Raw genomic sequence first — 20970 nt, forward strand, 5'->3', positions numbered from 1 at the left:
TTATTTGCCCTCCGCCTTGGCCTTGGGCGCCTTCTTCTTGAACATTTCCAGCATGCGGCGGGTGACCAGGAAGCCACCGAACACGTTGACCGCGGCCAGGGCCACGGCCAGGGTACCCATGGCCTTGCCCAGCGGGGTCACGGTCAGGGCTGCAGCCAGCATGGCGCCGACGATGACGATCGCGGAAATCGCGTTGGTTACCGCCATCAGCGGGGTGTGCAGGGCAGGGGTGACGTTCCAGACCACGTGGTAGCCCACGTAGATGGCCAGCACGAAGATGATCAGGTTGTAGATGCTGGGGGAGATCAGTTCCATCTCTCGACTCCTTAACCGTTCTTGCGTACGACTTCACCGCCGTTGCACATCAGGCAAGCGGCGACGATGTCGTCTTCGAGGTTGAGCTGGAACTGGCCTTCCTTGTCGATCACGAGCTTGAGGAAGTCCAGCAGGTTGCGGGCGTACAGGGCGGAGGCATCCGCCGGCACCAGCGCGGCCAGGTTGGTGTGGCCGACGATGGTCACGCCGTGCTGTACCACCACCTGCTCGGCGACGGTCAGCGGGCAGTTGCCGCCTTGCGCCGCGGCCAGGTCGATGACTACCGAGCCCGGCTTCATTTCGGCAACGGTGGCCTCATGCAGCAGGGTCGGTGCCTTGCGGCCCGGAATCAGTGCGGTGGTGATGACGATGTCAGCCTGCTTGGCGCGCTCGTGCACGGCCTTGGCCTGACGCTCCATCCACGAGGCCGGCATCGGGCGGGCGTAACCACCGACACCCTGGGCGCACTCGCGCTCTTCATCGGTCTCGAACGGTACGTCGACGAACTTGGCGCCGAGCGACTCGATCTGCTCCTTCACGGCCGGACGCACGTCCGAGGCCTCGATCACCGCGCCCAGACGCTTGGCGGTGGCGATGGCCTGCAGGCCGGCGACACCGGCACCGAGGATGAGGATGCGGGCGGCCTTAACGGTACCGGCAGCGGTCATCAGCATCGGCATGAAGCGCGGGTAGTGGTGGGCGGCCAGCAGCACGGCCTTGTAGCCGGCGATGTTGGCCTGCGACGACAGCACGTCCAGGCTCTGCGCGCGGGAGGTACGCGGTGCGGCCTCCAGGGCGAAGGCGGTGACGCCGCGGGCATTCATGCGCGCGATGGTGTCGTTGCAGAACGGGTTGAGCATGCCGACCAGCACAGCGCCGGACTTCATGTGGGCCAGTTCGGCTTCGGTCGGAGCGACCACTTTCAGTACCAGATCGGCACCGAAGGCGGAAGCGTCGTTGCCGATGGTTGCGCCAGCCGCTTCATAGAGGCTGTCCGGGATGCTGGCGCTGACGCCTGCACCGCTCTGGACGGTCACCTGGTGGCCTTGGCCAACCAGTTTCTTGACGGTCTCGGGCGTCGCGGCAACCCGCGTCTCCCCGGCGTGGGTCTCGAGAGGAACACCGATGTGCACTGCAAAATCTCCTGCGTGATCTTTTAGGTGAACCCGCGTACTACGCTGGTAAACGGGCAAAAGGGGATCAGCACAAACCGCCCCACAACAGGGCGGGCGCGGCATTGTGCAGGCGATTGCCGGGGTCATCAAGAATTTCTGAAGCGGCACCGCGGGGTAACTACAAGTCACCAGGTGACCGGTTGTTCTCGTCTTGCCGCGTAAACGGCCGTCATGTCTGGGATGCCGCTGGATTGGGAGTTGGAACAGGGGGCAGAGGTCATCAAGGAGCTGAATGACCGTCTGTCGGTCACAGCTAATGGCGGGGGTGGTGTCGCAAAGCCGACAGACGGAGTCGTTCTTGTAGTCCTCCCGGCAGCCGGACTACCCGGCACCGGGAGGTCGGATTCAGGCCAGGGCCTTGTGTGGGCGGATGCAGGTGGGGCCGGCGCGTTTCTCCACGGCGTCCTGCACGTCCGGGCGCAGGCCGAGGAGGAAGCCCAGTTCGGCGACCACGAACAGCGGGCCGACCACCAGGCCCATCAGGTCGTCGACGAAGGCCGGCTTGCGGCCCTCGTAGTAATGGCCGATGAACTGAATGATCCAGCCCACCACGAACAGGCCCAGGCCTGCGCTCAGCCACAGTGCGGTGGTCTGTTGCGCCAGCGCTGCGCCCGCCCACAGGCTGAGGGCCAGCAGGGTGCCCATCAGCAGGCCGAAGCGCAGGTCCAGGCGCAGATAGAAAATGCTGGCGGCCAGGGCGGTGAGCAATGCCGGCGAGAGCCATAGGCCGGCGATGTCCCAGCCCGGGCGCGACAGCAGCACGGCGACGGCCACGACTATCATGGGGATGCCGATGAAGTGGCTGAAAATATTGCGTCGGTCGCGGTGGTATTCGGCGTACTGGGCGAGATGATCGACGAGGGTTTTCATTGTTATGGTCCTCAGCAAGGCAGGTTGCTGGCATGATCGCGCCAGCTCTCGATGCACGACTGTCAGTTAGGCGACAAAGCCATGTCCGAAGCCCCAACGCACTATCGTTCCCTGCTGGAAAGCGGTCAGTGGTTCAGTCACCTGCCGCCGGCATTGCGCGAGGCCCTGCTGGGCAAGGCGCGCTTGCTCCAGCTCGAGCCGGGCCAGCGCCTGTTCCGTCGTGGCGACCCTCCCTGCGGTCTGTACGCGGTGCTGGAGGGGATGATGCGTGTCGGGGCGGTCGGTCGTGACGGCAAGGAGGCGCTGCTGACCCTGGTCGAGCCGCCCTACTGGTTCGGTGAGATTTCCCTGTTCGACGGCCAGCCGCGTACCCACGATGCCTACGCCGAGGGCGCGACCCGCCTGCTGCAGGTGCCGCAGGCTGCGTTGCTGGCCCTGCTCGCCGCAGAGCCTGGCTACTGGCGCGATTTCGCCCTGCTGATGAGCCAGAAGCTGCGCCTGACCTTTATCGCTCTGGAACAGGTGAGCCTGCTGCCGGCCGCCCAGCGCCTGGCGCAGCGCCTGCTGATGATGGCCGAGGGCTATGGCGAGACCGGTCCGCGCCAGGTGCTGCACCTGGCCCAGGAGCAGCTGGCGCTGATGCTCGGCCTGTCGCGGCAGACCACCAACCAGATTCTCAAGGACCTGCAGGTGCGCGGTGCCCTGCACCTCACCTATGGCGAAATCGAGATCGTCGATCTGGAAACGCTGCGCCAGGCGGCAGGTCTCGATTGATCTTTGCCTGGGCCGCGGCGCTGGCTGGCGGCGGCAGGCTTGGCTGGTGGGTCCGCTTACTCCGCGCGCAGCAGGTGCGCCGGCACGCCGTTGAGCAGCTCGCGGCGCAGGCGCAGCAAGCGGGCGGGTCGTGATTCGAGCAGGGTTTCCAGGCTGCCTTCGACAGGCTGTGCCAACAGCACAGCGCAGAGGTTGAGCACCAGCGCCTCGCGGCTGAACACCCCGCTGCCGAGCTGGTAGAAGGCGGCGATCAACTCGCGCAGCCCTAGCGGCAGACGCCAGCGCATGCGCAGCGCGGAGCCGAAGCCGGAGGCGCGTTGCTTCATGCTGGCGGCAATCTGCCCGTCGCTGAGCTCGCCGCCGGCGTTCTGCCAGTCCTGCAGGCTGCGCAGCAGGGCCAGTTCGCCGATGTTGTGCAGCAGGCCGGCGGTGTAGCACAGCTCATGATCGAGGCGCAGTTGCGCGGCGAGCCAATGGGCCAGTTCGGCGCTGCGTTGGGCTTGTTCGCCCACCTGGCTGGCCAGTGCGGACAGGCGCGGGTCCTGCAGGCGGGCGTTGCGCTGTATTGCCATGCCCAGCACCAGGTTCAGGCTGTGGGCCACGCCCAGGCGCTGCAGGGCCTGGGCCAGGGTCTGGCAAATGCCGCTGCGCTGCTCGGCGGCGCTGTTGGCGGCGGCGATCAGGCGCGCGGTGATCTGCGGGTCGCGTGCGAAATCCCGGGCCAGGGTGCCCAGGTCGCTACTGGCGGCCTGCAGGCAGGCACTGACCGCGTCGCGTACTTCGGCCAGCAGTGGCGCGCCCTGGCCTTCCTCACGCACGTCGTCGAGATACTGCTCCAGGCTTTCGGCCAGCGTTGCGTGAGCGATCGAAGGCGTCGCCCCATTGGCGGCTGGCAGCAGGTTGGCGATACGCTGGCGCAGCAGTTCGGCATTGAAGGGGCGGGCCAGATAGGCCGTTGGCGCTAGAGGCAGCACGGCGCGCACGCTGCTGGCGTCGACTCTCCGGCTGATCAGGATGCAGGGCAGGGCCGGGGTGCGCGGGTGACGACGCAGCTGGCGCAACAGCTCGATGCCGTCGATACCGGGCAGTTCACCATCGGCAATCACCAGGTCGGGCAGGCGGCGTTTGCAACTGGCGAGGGCCGCCGTGCCATCGCTCAGGCGCTGGATGCGGGCGTCGCCGCGGACATCGAGTACCAGTTGGGTGAGCAGTTCGGCAGTCCAGGGGTCTGCTTCGGCAATAAGGATTTCGGGGCTGATGGCCGAGGCGGACATGGATGACTCGAATGATGGCAAAGTAATGGCGCCAATATGGCGGCGCGCATTCTACGATTTGATCGATATTTATCCAGAGTTTGCCGACGACCAGTGAGTCAGCGCGCGCTGAGGGTGACAGTAAACCGATATCTGCAGGTCGGGATTGCCTTGGATCAAACCAGGTAGCGGTTGATCAGCGCCCGGCTCGAGTCGAGTACATCTTCCTGCAACTGTGGCGTGGCCAGCATGCGTGCCACCACCAGGGCGCCGACGCACTGGGCGAGGATGGCCCAGGCCAGTTGTGGGTCGGCCAACTCCTTGGCCCAGGCCTGCTGCAGGCGCAGCAGCCAGTGTTCGGCCAGTTCGCGCACGCTGCGGTCGGCGCGGGCGATTTCGGCCCCCAGGCTGGGGATGGCGCAGCCGCTGTCCGGCTGCTCGACATGCTGCATGCTCAGGTACAGGTCCAGACAACGCTGCAGCTTGTCGCGGCTGGCCTCTTCGCTGCCGAGTAGCTTCAGGCTATGGCTCAGCTCACGTTCGACGATGGCGGCGAACAACTCGTCCTTGGAGGAAAAGTGGCCGTAAAAGGCGCCGCCGGTCAGGCCGATGGCCTTCATCAGGCCGTCCACTCCAGTGCTGGCGAAGCCGCCGCGCTTGGCCAGCGCACCGCTGCTGGCCAGCAGCTTCTCGCGGGTTTGGGTCTTGTGTTCGGCGGAATAGCGCATGACGGGTTCCCGTTGACGATGCCGGGATCTTAGCATAACGTTCGTTTACTAAGTGATCGTTTAGTAAAGAGGTGGCGCATGAGCAACGACAAGAAAGTGGTGCTGGTCATAGGGGCAGGCGATGCCACCGGCGGAGCCATCGCCAAGCGTTTCGCCCGTGAGGGCTATGTGGCTTGCGTGACCCGACGCAGCGCCGACAAGCTGCAGCCGCTGGTCGACGAGATCCGCGCCAGCGGTGGCGAGGCTCACGGCTTTGCCTCCGATGCGCGCAAGGAGGAGGAAGTGGCGGCGCTGGTGGAGGGTATCGAGCGGGATATCGGTCCGATCGAGGCCTTCGTCTTCAATATCGGCGCCAACGTGCCGTGCAGCATTCTCGATGAGACCGCGCGCAAGTACTTCAAGATCTGGGAGATGGCCTGCTTCTCGGCCTTTCTCACCGCTCAGGCCGTGGCGCGGCGCATGGTCACCCGCGAACGCGGCACCATCCTGTTCACCGGTGCCACCGCCGGCCTGCGCGGCGCCGCCAACTTCGCCGCCTTTGCCGGGGCCAAGCATGGCGTGCGTGCGCTGGCGCAGAGCATGGCGCGCGAGCTGGGGCCGCGGAACATCCACGTTGCCCATGTGGTGGTGGACGGTGCCATCGATACCGCCTTTATCCGCGACACCTTCCCGGACATCTACGCGCGCAAGGAGCAGGAGGGCATCCTCGACCCGGAGCATATCGCCGACAACTACTGGTTTCTGCATACCCAGCCGCGCGATGCCTGGACCTTCGAGCTGGACCTGCGTCCCTGGATGGAAAAATGGTAAACAGCTGGCTGCGCGACGATGTGGCGTCGTTGGCGGCCCGGTGAAAAATGCTCATTGGCTACAGCCAACTCCGCTTTTTCCCCAGCCCGCCGCCTAGCCTGATCGCCGCTCGCTCAGCCTTCGCTGCGTGTGAACAACAAACAACAAGAGCGCAATTCGATGAGCAAGACCGTAGAGTTCTACTTCGATTTCGGCAGCCCGGCCACCTACCTGGCCTGGACCCAGCTGCCGGCGCTGTGCGCCGCCGAAGGTGCCGCGCTGGTGTACAAGCCGATGCTGCTGGGCGGGGTGTTCCAGGCCACCGGCAATGCCTCGCCGGTGACCATCCCGGCCAAGGGCCGCTTCATGCTGCAGGACCTGGCGCGTTTCGCGCATCGCTACCAGGTGCCGATGCAGTTCAATCCGCATTTCCCGATCAATACCCTGGGCCTGATGCGTGGCGCGGTGGCCGTGCAGCTGTATCAGCCGCAGCGTTTCGAGGCCTTTCTCAAGCTGATCTTCGAGGCGATGTGGGTGCAGGCACGCAACCTGGGCGACCCCGCGGTGCTGGGCGAGGTGCTGGCCGGGGGCGGTTTCGACCCGCAACAGCTGCTGGCCTGGTGCGCCGAGCAACTGGTCAAGGATCAGCTCAAGGCCACCACCGACGAGGCCATCAAGCGCGGCGTATTCGGTGCGCCGAGCATGTTCGTCGACAATGAGCTGTTCTTCGGTCAGGACCGTCTGGACTTCGTGCGCGAAGCGCTGCAGGCCTGATTGGGCAGGCATGAAAAAGCCGGGCAGTGCCCGGCCTTTTCGTATGCGGCGGTTGTTATGGCGCGCCGGCGACCTGGCCCAGGCTGATCCACTGATCGGTCAGCGAACGGGTGTGGCGGTCCACCGTGGTGGGGGCAAAGGCGCGGCCGGAGGCGCTGGCCAGAGCGTTGCTGCCGCTGTTCATGTCGACCAGGGCGGCACGCAGGAATTTCCAGCGGGTCTTCAGCTTGGCGACCGAGCTGTTGCCCTTGCTGTCGAGAGCGGCCATCTCCGCGTCGATCTGCGGCACCAGCACGCGCTCGTCCTGGCCGACATAGTTGCCCGGCTGTTCGCGGGCGATCTCGAAGCTGCCAATGTAGGAGCGGCTCAGGTACTGCACGCCGAGGTACTCGATCTTGGCCGGCAGCTCGCCCGAGGGATCGGCGTTCGGCACGCTACGGGCAACACTCAGCAAGGTGCGCAGGGCGTGGGCCAGTTCCTCCGGGTAGCGCCAGGGCATGTTCTCCTCGTTGGGGCCAAAGGAAACACCGCGGCGTAACTGGGTAACAAGTTGGTTGGCTAATCCGGGTATTTCCGAACTGGCGCTCATGGCGTTCTGTGCGGCGGTCTCCAGTTCGGCGATATCCTTCTCCAGGCGCGCCTTGTGGGCCTCCTGAAAGCCCTCGCCCCGCAGCAACAGCAGGCTGCTGGTTGCCCGGGAGGCGTAGATCTGTACTTGCTCGGCAGCAGTCATGGCGGCGGCCTGGGTCACTGCAGAGAAAGCCGCCAACAGCCCAAAGACTAACGAAAAGTACAGCTTGATCAGAGGGTTACGTTTCATCCCCGGTCGCTCCTTATTATTTTTCTCGGCGCGGATGCGGAGGGTGCCGTTCAGGTCCCGACGCAGTAACAACAGCCTACTGCGCATCCTGATAGCAAAGGATGAGCCAAAAGAGTGAATTTCATCGCAATTTTGACGCCGCACGTATGGCGCGCCGCGAACTGTGCTAGGGCTGCCGACCCGTGTCGGGCCAGCAGCGGATTCCATTTCCGAGGGTGGGGCTGAAGTAGAGTGTCGTGCCGCACCACCCTGGCGTGGCGCGGAGACTACGGAGAGTTCTTTGCTCTTAACATTACCGATCAAGAGTTTTTACTTTCTGGGTTACTTCAGGACCGCTTGGACAGGGCTCATTGTTTCCGAGGGCTGTACTCATGACTTCAGGCAGCACCGTGCGTGGTGATCTGATCGCTACTCCACTGGGGCCGATGTTGGCCCTGGTCGATCAGCAGGGAGCCCTGCTGCGCCTGGATTTCCTGCCTGACGAGCGGCCCTGTCCGCAACCCTGGCAGGGCTTCGCCTGGCGCCAGGATGCCGCTGCGTTGGCGCCGGTCGCGGCGCAGTTGGCCGAGTATTTCGCCGGTCGCCGTCGGCATTTCGACCTGGCCCTTGCGCCTCATGGCACGGCCTATCAGCACCTGGCCTGGAGCTATCTGCGCCAGGTGCCTTATGGCACCACCCTGAGTTACGCCGAGCTGGCGGCACGCCTGCCACACAGGACCTCGGCGCGGGCCATCGGCCGGGCCAATGCGCTGAACCCGATCGCCATCGTCGTGCCCTGCCACCGCATCATCGGCGCCGATGGCAGCCTGACCGGCTATGCCGGAGGCCTGGCGCGCAAGCAGGCGCTGCTGCAACTGGAAGGCGTGCCGACGCCTGGCAGCCAGGGGCTGCTGCTGTGATTCGTCCTCGGACGCTCGCTCGTGCTGTAGCTGTAGCGGTTGATCTGCAGTTGTCTGCTTGAGTGCGTTGACGTCGAAATCGTCGAGATAGCCGCGGCCCAGGGCAATAACGGCGTTTGCGCCTGGAACGAGCGGCCCGCTTGCCGGTCTCAACTGCCGGTCGGCGATACCACACGGCAGCGCCCGAGTTCCGCGGCCTGGCGCCGCTAGTGGAATTTCTCGCCACCCGTCACATCGGCTGCGCCCAGCCATCGTCAGAAACCTGTGCTGGGCATAAGCTCGAACAATCGGTCAAGAAAGTACGAGGTTGGGTTATGGAAGACCAGAACCGGGCACCCAGTGAAGTGGAAGAGCTGACCCTGAGCCTGCTGCATTGCCGCGGCGAGGTGGAGCGTCTGCGCGAGCGCGAGCAACTGGTGGGCAGCCTGCTGGCCAGTGTCAACGTGGTGCTCTGGGCCTTCGATTGGGCGCAGCAGCAGATCGTCTATGTCAGCCCCGCCTACGAGCGAGTATTCGGCCGCAGCGCGGCCCTGCTGCTGGCGGACTACGGCGAGTGGCGCAACAGCATCTACCCGGACGACATGGAATACGCCGAGCAGAGCCTGCGCTCGGTGCTGCAGGCCGGCGCGGTGGAGCAGCGCGAGTACCGCATCATCCGCAGCGATGGCCAGGTGCGCTGGCTCAGCGACAAATGCTTCGTCAGCCCGCCGACCCTGTTCGGCGGGCGCGCGCTGGTGGTTGGCATCGCCGAGGACATCACCGAGAAGAAGGTGATGCAGAGCGAGTTGCAGCGCCTGGCCACCCGCGATGTGCTGACCGGCGCGAGCAACCGTCGGCACTTCTTCGAGCGCGCCGGCGAGCTGTATGACGAGGCCCGGGCCAGCGGCCAGCCGCTGTCCTTCCTGCTGCTGGATATCGACGACTTCAAGAAGATCAACGACAGCCACGGCCACCAGGTCGGCGACCGCGTGCTGCAGCGCGTCGCCCACTGCGGCGCCTATGTGGTGCGCCGCGATGATCTGTTCGGGCGCATCGGCGGCGAGGAGTTCGCAGCGGTGTTCCCCGCCTGCGACCTAGAGCAGGCGCAACTGGTGGCGCAGCGGCTGCAGCGTGAAGTGCAGCGCCTGCAGTTCCCCGATGGCGACGAAAGCTTCGGCGTGACCATCAGCCAGGGCCTGACCTGCCTGGGCGAGGGCGACTCACTGGACGACCTCTACGGCCGTGCCGATGCCGCCATGTACCGGGCCAAGCGCCAGGGCAAGGACTGCATCGTGCTGGGCTAGGCGCTGCAGCGAAAGCGCAGCTGACCTCAGGGATGCAGCCAGAAGGCGAACTCGGCGAACTGCTCGCCGCGCCACCAGTCCGGCTTGCCGCTGCCGTAACGGAAATTGCGGGCCCCGGCCTGGCTCTGCAGCGGCGCGGTGACCTGCCCGGTGCGGTTGCGGCGGGCGCGCAGCTCGCCGACTTCCGGCGCCACCACGACGATATGTCCGGACAAGCCGTCGACCTTGCGTCGGGCGACGATCAGAGCGATGGCGCCCTGGTTGGCCTCCAGCTGCAGCTCGTCGAGGTCGGCCGCGCGGCGCCAGGCGAAGCCCTGACCGAAGTCGCGCAGCCAGCGGAACAGGTCGTTGGCGCGCTGCTCCTCGATGGTCTGCCCGTAATGCGCCGCCACCGTTTCCCCGCGACCCATGCGCAGCAGCGCCGCGGCGCTCCACCAGACCCTTGGCAGATAGGCGCCGGCCAGGTGGCAGTAGTCGTGGGCGTAGAGGTTGCAGTAGGTGCGCCCGCCGCCGGGCTGGTAGCGCAGGTGCGCCGGGTCGTCCACCGCCAGCCAGTCGATGATCGCCGCCAGCTCGGCGCGGCGCTGTTCGGCGCTGCTGCCCTGGCGGCCGGGCTGCTGCTTTTCGTTCAGTGAGTGGGCGTTGGCCGCCTCGCTGCGCCGGGTCACCGTGCCGGCCTTGCGCGGCATATGCGCGGCGGGCAGCGTCCGCATGACGGGCTCTGCCGCCGTCAGCGCGCTGCCGGCGGCGGCCGGCTTGAGGTACTGAGTGGCGACGAAGCCCTGCAGCAGGGCGCCATTGCGGTAGGTCTGGATTTCCAGAAAGCCATTCTGCTTGCGCCCATCCAGCGCCTGCACCAGTTGGCCGTCCGGCAGCGTGCCGCGCAGGTTGGCGCTCGGCCTGGCGGGTATCTCCGGCGTGCCGCGCAGGTTGAGCATGCCGCTGCTGACCTGCACCTCGAACAGCTTGCCGGCGGCGCTCGGGGCGGCCACCGCCGGCAGCGGCGCCAGGCCCGGCTCGGCTGCTGTGGCCTGGCCGTCGGGGGCGACCGAATGACACAGGCGGATGAAGTCGAACAGCGCCTCGCCGTAGTAACGGCTGCCATCGAAGTAACCCTGCTTGAGGCCCTTGGACGGGGTGAAGCTGCCCCTGTTGTAGGCGATGCCGAGGGCCGCCATCTCGTAGTCGCTGAGGCTGCTGCGCCCGGCCCAGCCGAGCTTGCGCAGCTTGACCTGCAGCTCGCCGACCGCCTTGCCCAGCGCCGCATCGAACTCGGCGTAGCGGCGCTGCAGAAAGTAGTCCGGCTCGTGCAGGAAGAACTGCAGGTCGTACTGGAAGATACCGAAGCCGTGGCAGAACTTGTTCGGGTTGCTGGCCGCCTTGCGGTAGTCGGGTATGTGCTCGGCCATCTCCACCAGAGCCTGGCGCGCCAGATCGAACATGGCCTGGCCCCTGGGTTTGCTCAGCAGGTCGGCCTTGGTCTGCGGGAAGGCACGGCGCCCGGCGCTGGCATCCAAGGTATCGCCGACGCACAGCTGCAGCACCCGGGCGACGGGCAACTGTTTGCGCAGACGGTTCCAGATGTAGCCGGTCTCCTGGCAGGCGATGGCGGTGAGCAGGTCGAGGCTGAGCGGTGTGCCCTGCACGGCCTGTTCTATGGGTTGGCGGAACTGCTGCTTGAACCAGCTGATGGCTGCAACGTCGGGCATGGCGACGCCTCCTCCGGTGAGGTGGGAACAGTCCTACGTTGGAGTGAGCGAGCAAGGCCGGAGGGCGCCACTGGAACGACATCGGGACGATGCGATCAGGCTCAAGCAAAGCCGAGCGCTGGCCCGCTTGCCAGGCCGTTCGGCAGATCGAAAGTTTTAATAATGGAATAAGTAAATAAATTCTTATTCCATAACATGGCGTTCAACCCTTCCTAGACTGGCCTTCGCAACCTCGCGAGGAGGCCCGTCATGGCCAGCCAGAACACTCATTATCTGATCCTGCCGGGCTGGCAGGGTTCGCCGCACGAGCATTGGCAGAGCCACTGGCAACGCAGCCTGCCGCACGCCAGTCGGGTCGAGCAGGCGGACTGGAACAACCCGGACCCGCACCGCTGGGTCGCCGCACTCGAACGACAAGTGGCGGCGGCTCGTGGCTCGTTGATCCTGGTTGCGCACAGCCTTGGTTGCATCACCGTGGCGCGCTGGGCCGCGCAGGCGCCGATCAGCTCGCTGCGCAAGGTGCGCGGTGCCTTGCTGGTGGCGCCGGCGGATGTCGAGCGGGCCAACTGCCCCGAGCCGCTGCGCGGCTTCGCGCCTATCCCGCGCGAGCCGTTGCCCTTCCCCAGCCTGCTGGTGGGCTCGGACAACGACCCTGCCGCCAGCGCAGCGCGCGCCCTGGAGCTGGCGCGCGCCTGGGATGCCCAGGCGGTGATCCTGCCGGGCGCGGGGCATATCAACGTGAAGTCCGGCCACCAGCGCTGGGAGCAGGGCTTCGCCCACATCTATCGTCTGCAACGACAGATCGAGCAGCAGGCGCGGCAGCGCGCCTGAGTGCCCGCATGCGGCGCTAGGCCGACCCCGGAAAAGTCTGCCAAGCATTCGCGCTAGCGCGCTGGCAAGCGCCGCCCTAGCTGCGCTGTAGCGACGAGGCCGCCAGGCCCAGCCCCAGTGCCACCAATACGCCGCCGATGGCACGTTCGATCAGGTGCCGGCTGCGCGCAACGAAGCCGCGTGCGGCCTCCGAAGACAGGCCGTAGGCCACCAGGACGAACCAGAACAGATGGGCGACGGCCATGAACAGGCCGTAGCCGAGCTGGGTCAGGGTGGCGGTGTCCGGGCTGATCACCTGGGTGAACAGGGCGACCACGAACAGCGTGGTCTTGGGGTTCAGGGCATTGGTCAGGAAGCCGATGCGCAGCGCCTGCCAGTCGCTCAGCTGCGGCGCGGCCAGCACCTGCTGCGTGTCCGCCTGGCGGCTGCGCAGCATGCCGATGCCGAGCCAGATCAGGTAGGCGGCGCCGGCGAACTTGACCAGGTTGAACAGCAGGATCGACTGGGAAATCAGCAGGCCGATGCCGAGCATCGAGTAGGTGACGTGGACCAGCACGCCGAGACTGATACCCAGTGCCGTGAGCAACCCGGCACGGCGCGAGAGGAACATGCTGTTGCGGCTGACCATGGCGAAGTCGGCGCCGGGGCTGATCACGGCGAGCAGGGTGATGGTGACGACCGAGACGAGTTCGAGCATGGCGCAGTCCGCTTTCCGGGTGGGCTGATGAAGATGGGGGCAGTTCTCGCGTCCTGCAAGCGAGAACTAGGGTTGTGCCAGCTGGCGCAGGTACTCGGCGCTCGCCTCGTCGGCCGGGAAGAAGGTCTCCAGGGCCAGCTCGGCCAGGGTCACGTCGTTGGGCGTGCCGAATACCGTGGTGGTGCTAATCAGGCTCAGCACGACGTGCTCGGTGCGAAACTGCAGTGGCATCAGCACGCTCGCAGGCGTTGGCTCGGCCTGCTCGGTGGGAGCCGGGTAGCTCAGCAGTTCTTCCTGCAGTTCCATCAGCTGGGGATCGCCGCTGATCTCGATATCGTGCTGCAGCCGCATCAGCAGGTAGGCGCGCCACTGCGCCAGGTTGACGATGCGTGGCGCCAGGCCATCCGGGTGCAGAGAGACGCGTAGCACGTTGAGCGGCGGGCCGAGCAGTTCGGCCGGTACGCCGACGAGGAAGGGCGCCACCGAGGCGTTGGCCGCCAGCAGGTTCCACTGGCGGTCGATGGTCAGCGCCGGGTAGGGCTCGTGGGCCTTGAGCAGCTGCTCGATGGCGCCACGGGCGGCGGCCAGGGCCGGGTCGTCCAGTGCATGCTGGCTGTACAGCGGCGCATAACCGGCGGCGCTGAGCAGACGGTTGCGCTCGCGCAGCGGAATCTCCAGCTGCTCGGCCAGGTGCAGCAGCATCTCGCGGCTGGGCAGGGCGCGGCCGGTTTCGACGAAGCTCAGGTGGCGGGTGGAGATGTCCGCCTCGCAGGCCAGATCGAGCTGGCTCAGGCGGCGGCGCTGGCGCCACTGGCGCAACAGGGCGCCGACGGGGTGATGGATGGTGCTCATGGCATCGACCTTAGACCAGTGACATCACGGCGGCCATTACCTGACAGGTAATCGACGCGCCACCGGTAGCGGGAGAACCCTATGCCCAGGCGCCAATCCGGCGCCCTCGTCTGGAGGATTCGTCATGCATACCCTGAATGCTTCCCCGTTGTTGCGTCGTGCCCTGCTCGCCGATGGCCTGGTCGGCCTGGCCACCGGTTCCCTGCTGGTCCTCGCCACCGGCTGGTTCGCCGAGCTCCTGGCGCTGCCGCGCGAACTGCTGCTGGCGTCCGGCTGGGCCCTGTTGCCTCTGGGCGTGTTCCTGGTCTGGCTGGGCAGTTGTGAACAGGTCAACCGCCTGCTGGTGTGGGCCGTACTGGCGGTCAATGCGCTGTGGGTTGTGGACAGCCTGTTGCTGCTGGTCGCCGGTTGGGTCGAGCCGAACCTGCTCGGGCATGCCTTCATCATCGCTCAGGCGCTGCTGGTGGTGCTGTTCATCGAGCTGGAGCTGGTTGGCCTGAAGCGCTCGCAGGTATGGTCCGAGCAGATCCAGTAAGGCGACTGGCGCAAGCGGCCGCGCTATAGATAGGGCGGCTGCCTGCATATTCTCGTCTAAAGGTCTACTGGCAATCTCACCCCGCATGGTGATAATGCCTCAAGGTGGTCGATGTTCGGCCCACCTTTTATCTCCCGCGAGGCAACACTTTCCATGTGGTACAACGGTTTACTCGATCTCTCGGTCTGGCAGCTCATCGCCGTGACCCTGGTGCTGACTCATATCACCATCGTCAGCGTCACCGTCTACCTGCATCGCTACTCGGCGCACCGCGCCCTGGAGCTGCACCCCGCGCTCAAGCATTTCTTCCGTTTCTGGCTGTGGATGACCACCGGCCAGAACACCCGCGAGTGGACCGCCATCCACCGCAAGCACCACGCCAAGTGCGAAACCGTCGATGACCCGCACAGCCCGGTGATCAAGGGCCTGGGTACCGTGCTGCGCAAGGGCGCCGAGCTGTACCAGGAAGAGGCGAAGAACGCAGAAACCCTGCGCATCTACGGTAAGAACTGCCCGGAAGACTGGATCGAGCGCAATGTCTACAGCCGCTACACCATGGGCGGCATCGTGTTGATGGCGATCATCGACCTGGCCCTGTTCGGCGTGCTCGGCATGACCGTGTGGGCGGTGCAGATGATGTGGATTCCGGTGTGGGCGGCCGGCGTGATCAACGGCCTCGGCCATGCCGTCGGCTATCGCAATTTCGAGTGCCGCGACGCCGCCACCAACCTGGTGCCCTGGGGCATCCTGATCGGCGGCGAGGAGCTGCACAACAACCACCACACCTACCCGAACAGCGCCAAACTGTCGGTGAAGAAGTGGGAGTTCGACATGGGCTGGGCCTGGATCCAGCTGTTCAGCTTCCTTGGCATGGCCAAGGTGCAGCGCGTGGCGCCCATCGCCCACCGCGTCGAGGGCAAGCGCAGCCTGGACATGGACACCGCCATGGCCATCCTCAACAACCGCTTCCAGATCATGGCGCAGTACCGCAAGCTGGTGATCAAACCGCTGGTGCAGCAGGAACTGGCCAAGGCCGACGAGTCGGTGCGCCACCTGTTCCGCCGCGCCAAGCGCCTGCTCTCGCGCGAGACCAGTCTGCTCGACGAGCAGCACCAGGCGCGCATCAGCGAGCTGCTGGCGCAGAGCCAGGCGCTCAAGGTGATCTACGAGAAGCGCATCGCCCTGCAGCAGATCTGGGTCAAGACCAGCAGCAACGGCCACGACATGCTCGAAGCCATCAAGCAGTGGGTGCACGAGGCCGAGGCCAGCGGCATTCAGTCCCTGCGCGAGTTCGCCGAGCAATTGAAGACCTACTCGCTGCGCCCGACGGCAGCCTGAGTCTGCCTGTTGTGAAAAGCCCGCCACCTGGCGGGCTTTTTCATGCCTGCGATTCGCCCCGGCGTTCGTTGAAAAAATATTGAACCGCAGGCCCACCGGGCTACGACTGAGGGGTGTCATCCACCCGACAGGAGCGCCCGGTCATGCGAGGTCAGCGCATTTCTCTGATAATCGGCCCGCCATCCAAGAGGCAGGCCGGCAAGCCGCATGGCGGCCTGTGGTCACAACGCGAGGGGTGCAGCGAACTGGGCCTGGTCTACGATGTGATCGTGGCGGGCATCCGCGAAGGCCAGGGGCTGCGATACCACGCGGCTCTACTTGAGCGCTCTGGCGGCGCAAGGCACAAGGTGTCCGTAGGCAACGGCACGCACCTGCTGGACGGGTCGGTCGATGACCGGCAGCAGGTTGGGGAACGCAACGAGAGCAATAACAACGCACGGGTCACGGTGGTTGTACACAACCGTGGCCGAACCCAACCCGGCCGGGCACCACAGTGCGCTCCGGTCCTGCCCCAGTGAGCCAGCTCTGCCGCGCCCGCCTTGTGGGCGGTCGCTGGGGCCAAGCGCAGGAACAGGCCATGCATATCCTGAACCTCATCCATCGTTGCTGTGCAGCGCTGCTGCTTGCCGGGTTGGCCGCTCAGGCCGCTGCCGAGGAGGCACTGAGCCTTGCCGAGGGGCAGACCCAGCTCAGCTTCAGCGTGCCGGGCCTGGAGACGTTGAGCGCAGGCGACCAGTTGGCCGTGGAACTGGACGGCTACGACGTCACTGCCCTGGTCAGCCGCAGCGATGCCGACTTTCGGCTCGACCTGGGCAGCCCGCTGGCAGCCGGCCCGCACCCGCTGCTGGTGATGGTGTTCTACGCCGACGGCAACGTTGCGACCCTGCTGGAGACTGACGTGCAGGTCGCGGATGGCGGCGCGGCGCCAGCTCCGGACACCGCGGCCGAGACGGCTGCGCCGGCCGCTGCAGCGGTTGGCGAACTGGTCGGGCCGTTGCCGGCTAGCGAGGCGCAGCAGAGTCAGGCGCCTGCCTATCGCTACACCCTGTACGGACTGCTCAGTAACAGCTACCGGGTCGACGAGAAGGATCCTGCCACGTACCGGGGTACACCGCGCTACGCCAGCAACGGCGGGGTCAGCTATCGCGGCGAGGGCGGCGGTGTCGACTGGCAGTGGCAGGCCGAGCTGGATGCGCTGTACGACAACCTCAGCGAGAACAACCCCACCGGCAACGAGTGGGAACTGGCCAACTACCGCCTGGCTGCCACCCGTGGCAGCGGCCTGCAGCGCCAGGGTGTGGCTCTGGGCAACTACGGCGTGTTGCGCGAAGACCTGCTGTTCAGTGCCTACCAGCGCCGTGGAGCCGTGGTGAGCCTAGGTGATGCCCTGGAAGGCCCGCTGCAACTGGATGTATTCGGCCTGCAGAGCGAGCCACTGACCGACTACAACCGCCGCCTCGGCTTTCCCGACAATGGCCGCGAGCGCAGCAGCGGCGGATTGCTGACCTTCACTCCGCTGCAGGACGATCCACAGCTGCTGCAGCTCAGTGCCGGGTATATCAACGGCGAAACCACCGACAGCGGCACGGCCTGGCTATCGGCCGACCAGCAGACCCGCTACGGCGGCGACAGCTGGAACTTCGCGCTGGACTCGCGCCTGGGCGAGAACAGTCTGTGGCTGCATGCCGACTACGCCTGGTCGAGCTTCGACAGCGACGGCCTGGGACGTGGCGAGGGGGCTCGCGACGATACCTCGCACGATCTGCAGGCGCAGTTCAGCTCCGGCCAGTGGTTTCCCGCCGGGCCCTTCGATCAATGGAACCTGACCCTGCAACGCCGCGAAGTGGGCCTGGACTTCTTCACCCTGGGCAACCTCTCGCTACCCGGCGACCTGCGCATGGACCGCCTCAACTGGCAGGGCTATCTGGGCAACCTGCAGCTGGATGTCGAGCTGGCGCGAGAGACCAACAACCTCGACGACGAGGATGACGTGGCCGACCAGATCGCCGACCGCCGCGTGTTCAACCTCTACTACTACCCGACGGTGGATGCCGCGGCGTTGCCCTGGCGTCTGCTCGGCATGCCGTCGCTGAACGCGGGCTATAGCGACAGCCGCCGGCGCCAGGACGACGAGGACGCGCAGAAGGTCGGCTTCGACCTGGACGATCGCACGCGCGAGTCGCTGTTCGGCGTGAGCTTCTACCACGCGCGCTGGAACTGGTCGGTGCAGCACACCGTGCAGCACACCGACGACCATTCGCGGCCGGTGGAGCAGAACGGCTTCCTGGTCTACGAGCCACCGTCCGATCAGCGCAACCGCTTCACCACCCTGCAGATCGGCTACATGCCGCTGGACTCGCTGAGCCTGTCCACCAGCTGGCAGTGGAACAAGCAACGCGAGACCGATGACGACAACGTCTACCGCGGCATAGGTCGCGGCGTGGACCTGGCCTGGCAGATCGTCCCCGAACGCTGGCGCCTGAGCGCCTCCTACTACCGTGGCCGCGACACCAGCCACCTGGGCGATAGCGATTTCCTCGGCGACAGCATGCTGCAGCAGAGCGCCAACCTGCAGCTGACCTGGAGCGTCGAGCAGCCCGACGGCCTGCGTCCTGGCCTCGACCTGTTTCTCAAGAGCAGCTACGCGCAGCAGGACAGCCGTCTCTACGACGAGACCCTGGAGGACTGGCAGCTGCTGCTGGGCTTCGACCTGCGCTGGGATACCCACAATTACTGACAAGGCGAACCCGCGCGGTTGTGCGGGTGGAAGGTGAATCATGAACGCTCTGTGCAAACTCTTCCTGGCAGCCCTGCTGGTGCTGTCGCCACTGCTGACCGAGGCGGCGTTACGTGCAGCCAAGGTCCAGCCCGCGCAACGACAGTTGCTGGCCAGCCAGGACAACAGTTTCGCCGTGTCTTGGCAGCTGGTGGCGACGACCGGCTATAGCGACGGCGCCCTGTCGAGCTCGGCCCAGATCATTAATCCCGCGACGGGCGCCACCTTGCTGACGGTTGGCGGCACGCTCAACCAAGGCGGGGGCGGCCCATTCCTGTTCAGCGAGTTCGTGCGCATTCCGGCCGCCAGCGTGCAGGCCTGGCAGAGCAGCGGCATCCGCCGGCTGCTGCTGGTGCGCACCTTCAGTGATCTCTCCGGTGGTGGGCAGGTGCGTGCGCAGCAGGTGCTGACCCTGGCCAGCAGCGGCCTGCGTGCCCCGCGTGAAGGTCAGGATGGCGAACTGCTGGTGCAGCGCCTGAGCCTGAGCTTCAGTGACAACCAGCGGGTCAAGGTGGTGCCGCCGGGCGAGGGCGTGCTGGCCAAGGTGTTGCTGGCCTACAGCGGCAACGGCCTGCTCGAAGGCCGTTGGCAGGTGGCCGAGCCGGGTAGCACCGAAGGCAAGCCGGTCTACCGCACGCTGCTGCTGGTGCGCAGCTACCTGCGCGCTGCCCAGCAGAGCACGCTGAACAGCCCGCCGCTGCCGACCGACAAGGCCGGCAAGTACCGCGTGCGCTTCTGCGTGACCAATCATGAACTGGTGCCGCCGGATGCCCTGTTGCTGGATGCAGGCTGCCCGCTCGATACGCTGACCGTGGAAACCGTCTACGAAGTGCTCGGTAGCGAACAGCCCGAGCGGCGGCCACTGATGACCAGCGAGCCGCGTGACGGCGACGTGACTGGCGCCAGCCAGTTCAACTGGCAGCCGGTGGCTGGCGCGGTGGTCTACCAGCTGCAGCTGTTCGCTGCCGATGGTCCGCGCGGTGACGACAGTGCGGTGCTCGGCGAGTCGCCCAGCTTCGTCGCCGGCATGTTGCTGCCGGCCAGCGTCAATCGCAGCACACTCTCGCCGCTGCTGCGCAGCAAGCTGCAAGCGGGGCAGTACTACCTGTGGCGGGTCACCGCCCACGACCAGGGCGGCAGCATGATCGGTCGCAGCCAGGAATGGCGAGTGCGTTACCAGCCATGAGAGATGCTACCGACGAACAGCTGCTGCAGCGCATCGCCGGCGGTGACCAGCAGGCGCTGCGGCAGTTCTACGAACGCTTTCACGGCGTGGTCTACCAGTTTTCCCTGCGTACCCTGCACAACGGCGCCGATGCCGCCGAGGTGCTCAACGAGGTGATGCTGGAGGTATGGCGCCGTGCGGCGAGTTTCGCTGGCCAATCGCAGGTGCGTACCTGGCTGTTGTCGATCACCCGCTACAAGTCGATCGATCTGCTGCGGCGCAAACGTCCGACCGAGCTGCTCGACGAGGCCAGCCTGGAGGTCGAAGGAGCCGGCGAGTCCTGTCCGGCCAGCCTGGCCATCGAGCTGGGCCAGCAGGGCGCGCAGGTGCGCCAATGCCTGGATCGCCTCAAGGAGGGTCATCGTCAGGTGGTCTACCTGACCTTCTTCGAGGAGCTGTCCTACCCGGAGATCGCCGAGATCATGGCCATTCCCAACGGCACGGTGAAGACCCGCATGCTGCACGCCAAGCAGCAGTTGCTGCAGTGCCTGCGCCGCCTGTTGGGGGGCACCGCGCCATGAAAAGACTGAACCCTCGACGCGCCGCGCACGACTCAGTGGTACAGACCGCGGAGGTGATAGATGAACACTGAAACCGATGATCGGGCGCTGCTGGAGCTGCTGCCCTGGTATCTCAACGGCACCCTGAGCGGACCGGAACTGGCCGCCGTGGAGGCCCTGTTGCTGCGTTCGGCCGAGGCCCGTGAGGAGCTGGCAGTGCTGCGCCGTCTGGCCGCTGCCGTACGTGAGCAGGAGCAGGGCTACAGCGGCGAACAGGCGCCGCCTTTCGAGCTGGGTTGGGCGCGATTGCAGCGCAGTTTGCAGCAGGAGGCGCCAGCGCCGGCGCGGCGTGACTGGTGGAAGCCCGGCCTGGCTGCCGCTGCGGCGCTGGTCGTGGCCTTGCAGCTGGGCATCCTGATGCGCCCGGCGCAGGTCGACAGCGACTGGCAGCTGCAGAGCGGTGGCCAGGAGCAGCTGCTCAGCGGCGGCTACCGGGTACAGCTGCGCTTCGTCGAGCATGCCCAGTGGCAGCAGATCCGTGGCCTGCTGCTGGAGCTGGATGCGGTGCTGGTCGACGGCCCCACGGCGCTGGGCATGGTGCAGGTGCTGGTGCCGGCCGATAAGCGCTTCCGCGATGGTCAGGCATTGCTCGACTGGCTCGGTCAGCAGCCGGTGGTGCAGCACGCCGCCTTGCTGGCCCGGCAGCAACCATGAGGCGCTGGGCGCTGCTGCTGGCGCTGCTGCTGAGCTTGCCGGTACGGGCCGCCAGCGAGCCGGGCACGGCTCCGACAGCGGCTGGCGCGGCGCCACCCGCCAGCAGCCTGCCA

At 66.2% G+C, this 20970-nt stretch carries 21 protein-coding genes; 12 read left to right on the forward strand and 9 right to left on the reverse strand.

The window, feature by feature from the left end; translation table 11 throughout:
- The 3 genes from AYB31_RS12290 to AYB31_RS12300 all read right to left on the reverse strand — a co-directional run bounded on the left by AYB31_RS12290 (position 1) and on the right by AYB31_RS12300 (position 2360).
- On the reverse strand, positions 1-315 hold the full coding sequence (locus AYB31_RS12290; RefSeq protein ID WP_021700956.1) for an NAD(P) transhydrogenase subunit alpha: 315 nt from the start codon (positions 313-315) through the stop codon (positions 1-3).
- 11 nt (positions 316-326) lie between these two features.
- Positions 327-1448 (reverse strand): Re/Si-specific NAD(P)(+) transhydrogenase subunit alpha, encoded by a 1122-nt coding sequence (locus AYB31_RS12295; protein ID WP_068828978.1) that lies wholly within the window; start codon positions 1446-1448, stop codon positions 327-329.
- 387 nt (positions 1449-1835) lie between these two features.
- Positions 1836-2360 carry an Mpo1 family 2-hydroxy fatty acid dioxygenase gene (locus tag AYB31_RS12300; protein WP_068828979.1) on the reverse strand — a complete coding sequence of 175 codons (525 nt, stop codon included), beginning with the start codon at positions 2358-2360 and terminating at the stop codon, positions 1836-1838.
- A gap of 81 nt (positions 2361-2441) precedes the next feature.
- On the opposite strand from AYB31_RS12300, the gene AYB31_RS12305 reads away from it, so the two are divergent.
- Positions 2442-3134 carry a Crp/Fnr family transcriptional regulator gene (locus tag AYB31_RS12305; RefSeq protein ID WP_068828980.1) on the forward strand — a complete coding sequence of 231 codons (693 nt, stop codon included), beginning with the start codon at positions 2442-2444 and terminating at the stop codon, positions 3132-3134.
- A 56-nt stretch (positions 3135-3190) separates the two neighbouring features.
- Here AYB31_RS12305 and AYB31_RS12310 read toward each other — a convergent pair whose 3' ends face one another.
- Entirely contained in the window at positions 3191-4408 is a 1218-nt protein-coding gene (locus tag AYB31_RS12310; protein WP_068828981.1) for an HDOD domain-containing protein, read from the reverse strand.
- 155 nt (positions 4409-4563) lie between these two features.
- A complete protein-coding gene (locus AYB31_RS12315) occupies positions 4564-5115 on the reverse strand; it encodes a TetR/AcrR family transcriptional regulator (RefSeq protein ID WP_068828982.1) in 552 nt (183 codons plus the stop codon).
- 78 nt (positions 5116-5193) lie between these two features.
- On the opposite strand from AYB31_RS12315, the gene AYB31_RS12320 reads away from it, so the two are divergent.
- Both AYB31_RS12320 and AYB31_RS12325 read left to right on the forward strand, forming a co-directional pair.
- Positions 5194-5925: an SDR family oxidoreductase gene (locus AYB31_RS12320; protein WP_068828983.1), complete on the forward strand. Its 732-nt coding sequence runs from the start codon at positions 5194-5196 to the stop codon at positions 5923-5925.
- Between the two features lie 159 nt (positions 5926-6084).
- A complete protein-coding gene (locus tag AYB31_RS12325; protein WP_068828984.1) occupies positions 6085-6678 on the forward strand; it encodes a 2-hydroxychromene-2-carboxylate isomerase in 594 nt (197 codons plus the stop codon).
- 55 nt (positions 6679-6733) lie between these two features.
- Here AYB31_RS12325 and AYB31_RS12330 read toward each other — a convergent pair whose 3' ends face one another.
- Positions 6734-7498: a hypothetical protein gene (locus AYB31_RS12330; protein WP_068828985.1), complete on the reverse strand. Its 765-nt coding sequence runs from the start codon at positions 7496-7498 to the stop codon at positions 6734-6736.
- 371 nt (positions 7499-7869) lie between these two features.
- Here AYB31_RS12330 and AYB31_RS22170 point away from each other — a divergent pair, with 371 nt between their 5' ends.
- Together AYB31_RS22170 and AYB31_RS12340 are read left to right on the forward strand one after the other, a co-directional pair.
- A complete protein-coding gene (locus AYB31_RS22170) occupies positions 7870-8397 on the forward strand; it encodes a methylated-DNA--[protein]-cysteine S-methyltransferase (RefSeq protein WP_068828986.1) in 528 nt (175 codons plus the stop codon).
- 314 nt (positions 8398-8711) lie between these two features.
- Positions 8712-9680, forward strand: coding sequence for a GGDEF domain-containing protein (locus tag AYB31_RS12340; protein WP_068828987.1), 969 nt, complete (start codon positions 8712-8714; stop codon positions 9678-9680).
- Positions 9681-9706: 26 nt separating this feature from the next.
- Here AYB31_RS12340 and AYB31_RS12345 read toward each other — a convergent pair whose 3' ends face one another.
- On the reverse strand, positions 9707-11389 hold the full coding sequence (locus tag AYB31_RS12345) for a hypothetical protein (RefSeq protein WP_068828988.1): 1683 nt from the start codon (positions 11387-11389) through the stop codon (positions 9707-9709).
- 249 nt (positions 11390-11638) lie between these two features.
- Between AYB31_RS12345 and AYB31_RS12350 the strand changes: the two genes are divergently transcribed.
- Positions 11639-12220, forward strand: a complete 582-nt coding sequence (locus tag AYB31_RS12350) for an RBBP9/YdeN family alpha/beta hydrolase (protein WP_068828989.1) — start codon at positions 11639-11641, stop codon at positions 12218-12220.
- 76 nt (positions 12221-12296) lie between these two features.
- Here the strand turns inward: AYB31_RS12350 and AYB31_RS12355 are convergent, their stop codons facing one another.
- On the reverse strand, positions 12297-12917 hold the full coding sequence (locus AYB31_RS12355) for a LysE family transporter (RefSeq protein WP_068828990.1): 621 nt from the start codon (positions 12915-12917) through the stop codon (positions 12297-12299).
- 66 nt (positions 12918-12983) lie between these two features.
- Positions 12984-13769, reverse strand: a complete 786-nt coding sequence (locus AYB31_RS12360; protein ID WP_068828991.1) for an MmyB family transcriptional regulator — start codon at positions 13767-13769, stop codon at positions 12984-12986.
- Between the two features lie 124 nt (positions 13770-13893).
- Between AYB31_RS12360 and AYB31_RS12365 the strand changes: the two genes are divergently transcribed.
- The 6 genes from AYB31_RS12365 (at position 13894) to AYB31_RS12395 (ending at position 20857) form a co-directional block, all read left to right on the forward strand.
- Entirely contained in the window at positions 13894-14304 is a 411-nt protein-coding gene (locus AYB31_RS12365) for a hypothetical protein (RefSeq protein WP_068828992.1), read from the forward strand.
- 153 nt (positions 14305-14457) lie between these two features.
- Positions 14458-15642, forward strand: a complete 1185-nt coding sequence (gene desA / locus AYB31_RS12370; RefSeq protein ID WP_068828993.1) for a delta-9 fatty acid desaturase DesA — start codon at positions 14458-14460, stop codon at positions 15640-15642.
- A 577-nt stretch (positions 15643-16219) separates the two neighbouring features.
- Positions 16220-18379, forward strand: coding sequence for a hypothetical protein (locus AYB31_RS12380; RefSeq protein WP_068828995.1), 2160 nt, complete (start codon positions 16220-16222; stop codon positions 18377-18379).
- A gap of 40 nt (positions 18380-18419) precedes the next feature.
- Entirely contained in the window at positions 18420-19604 is a 1185-nt protein-coding gene (locus tag AYB31_RS12385; RefSeq protein ID WP_068828996.1) for a hypothetical protein, read from the forward strand.
- A complete protein-coding gene (locus AYB31_RS12390; RefSeq protein ID WP_068828997.1) occupies positions 19601-20164 on the forward strand; it encodes a sigma-70 family RNA polymerase sigma factor in 564 nt (187 codons plus the stop codon). Before AYB31_RS12385 ends, AYB31_RS12390 begins: the two co-directional genes overlap by 4 nt.
- 60 nt (positions 20165-20224) lie before the next feature.
- Entirely contained in the window at positions 20225-20857 is a 633-nt protein-coding gene (locus AYB31_RS12395; protein WP_068828998.1) for a hypothetical protein, read from the forward strand.
- The last annotated feature ends 113 nt before the right edge of the window (positions 20858-20970 follow it).

Source organism: Pseudomonas sp. BMS12 (assembly GCF_001592875.1).
GTDB lineage: Bacteria > Pseudomonadota > Gammaproteobacteria > Pseudomonadales > Pseudomonadaceae > Aquipseudomonas.

Coding starts and splice junctions, on each gene's coding strand:
- AYB31_RS12380 (WP_068828995.1), top strand. CDS start 16,220: ATGCATATCCTGAACCTCATCCATCGTTGCTGTGCAGCGCTGCTGCTT.
- AYB31_RS12345 (WP_068828988.1), bottom strand. CDS start 11,389: ATGCCCGACGTTGCAGCCATCAGCTGGTTCAAGCAGCAGTTCCGCCAA.
- AYB31_RS12305 (WP_068828980.1), top strand. CDS start 2,442: ATGTCCGAAGCCCCAACGCACTATCGTTCCCTGCTGGAAAGCGGTCAG.
- AYB31_RS12360 (WP_068828991.1), bottom strand. CDS start 13,769: ATGAGCACCATCCATCACCCCGTCGGCGCCCTGTTGCGCCAGTGGCGC.
- AYB31_RS12325 (WP_068828984.1), top strand. CDS start 6,085: ATGAGCAAGACCGTAGAGTTCTACTTCGATTTCGGCAGCCCGGCCACC.
- AYB31_RS12300 (WP_068828979.1), bottom strand. CDS start 2,360: ATGAAAACCCTCGTCGATCATCTCGCCCAGTACGCCGAATACCACCGC.
- AYB31_RS12365 (WP_068828992.1), top strand. CDS start 13,894: ATGCATACCCTGAATGCTTCCCCGTTGTTGCGTCGTGCCCTGCTCGCC.
- AYB31_RS12355 (WP_068828990.1), bottom strand. CDS start 12,917: ATGCTCGAACTCGTCTCGGTCGTCACCATCACCCTGCTCGCCGTGATC.
- AYB31_RS12350 (WP_068828989.1), top strand. CDS start 11,639: ATGGCCAGCCAGAACACTCATTATCTGATCCTGCCGGGCTGGCAGGGT.
- AYB31_RS12390 (WP_068828997.1), top strand. CDS start 19,601: ATGAGAGATGCTACCGACGAACAGCTGCTGCAGCGCATCGCCGGCGGT.
- AYB31_RS22170 (WP_068828986.1), top strand. CDS start 7,870: ATGACTTCAGGCAGCACCGTGCGTGGTGATCTGATCGCTACTCCACTG.
- desA (WP_068828993.1), top strand. CDS start 14,458: ATGTGGTACAACGGTTTACTCGATCTCTCGGTCTGGCAGCTCATCGCC.
- AYB31_RS12315 (WP_068828982.1), bottom strand. CDS start 5,115: ATGCGCTATTCCGCCGAACACAAGACCCAAACCCGCGAGAAGCTGCTG.
- AYB31_RS12385 (WP_068828996.1), top strand. CDS start 18,420: ATGAACGCTCTGTGCAAACTCTTCCTGGCAGCCCTGCTGGTGCTGTCG.
- AYB31_RS12320 (WP_068828983.1), top strand. CDS start 5,194: ATGAGCAACGACAAGAAAGTGGTGCTGGTCATAGGGGCAGGCGATGCC.
- AYB31_RS12290 (WP_021700956.1), bottom strand. CDS start 315: ATGGAACTGATCTCCCCCAGCATCTACAACCTGATCATCTTCGTGCTG.
- AYB31_RS12340 (WP_068828987.1), top strand. CDS start 8,712: ATGGAAGACCAGAACCGGGCACCCAGTGAAGTGGAAGAGCTGACCCTG.
- AYB31_RS12310 (WP_068828981.1), bottom strand. CDS start 4,408: ATGTCCGCCTCGGCCATCAGCCCCGAAATCCTTATTGCCGAAGCAGAC.
- AYB31_RS12330 (WP_068828985.1), bottom strand. CDS start 7,498: ATGAAACGTAACCCTCTGATCAAGCTGTACTTTTCGTTAGTCTTTGGG.
- AYB31_RS12395 (WP_068828998.1), top strand. CDS start 20,225: ATGAACACTGAAACCGATGATCGGGCGCTGCTGGAGCTGCTGCCCTGG.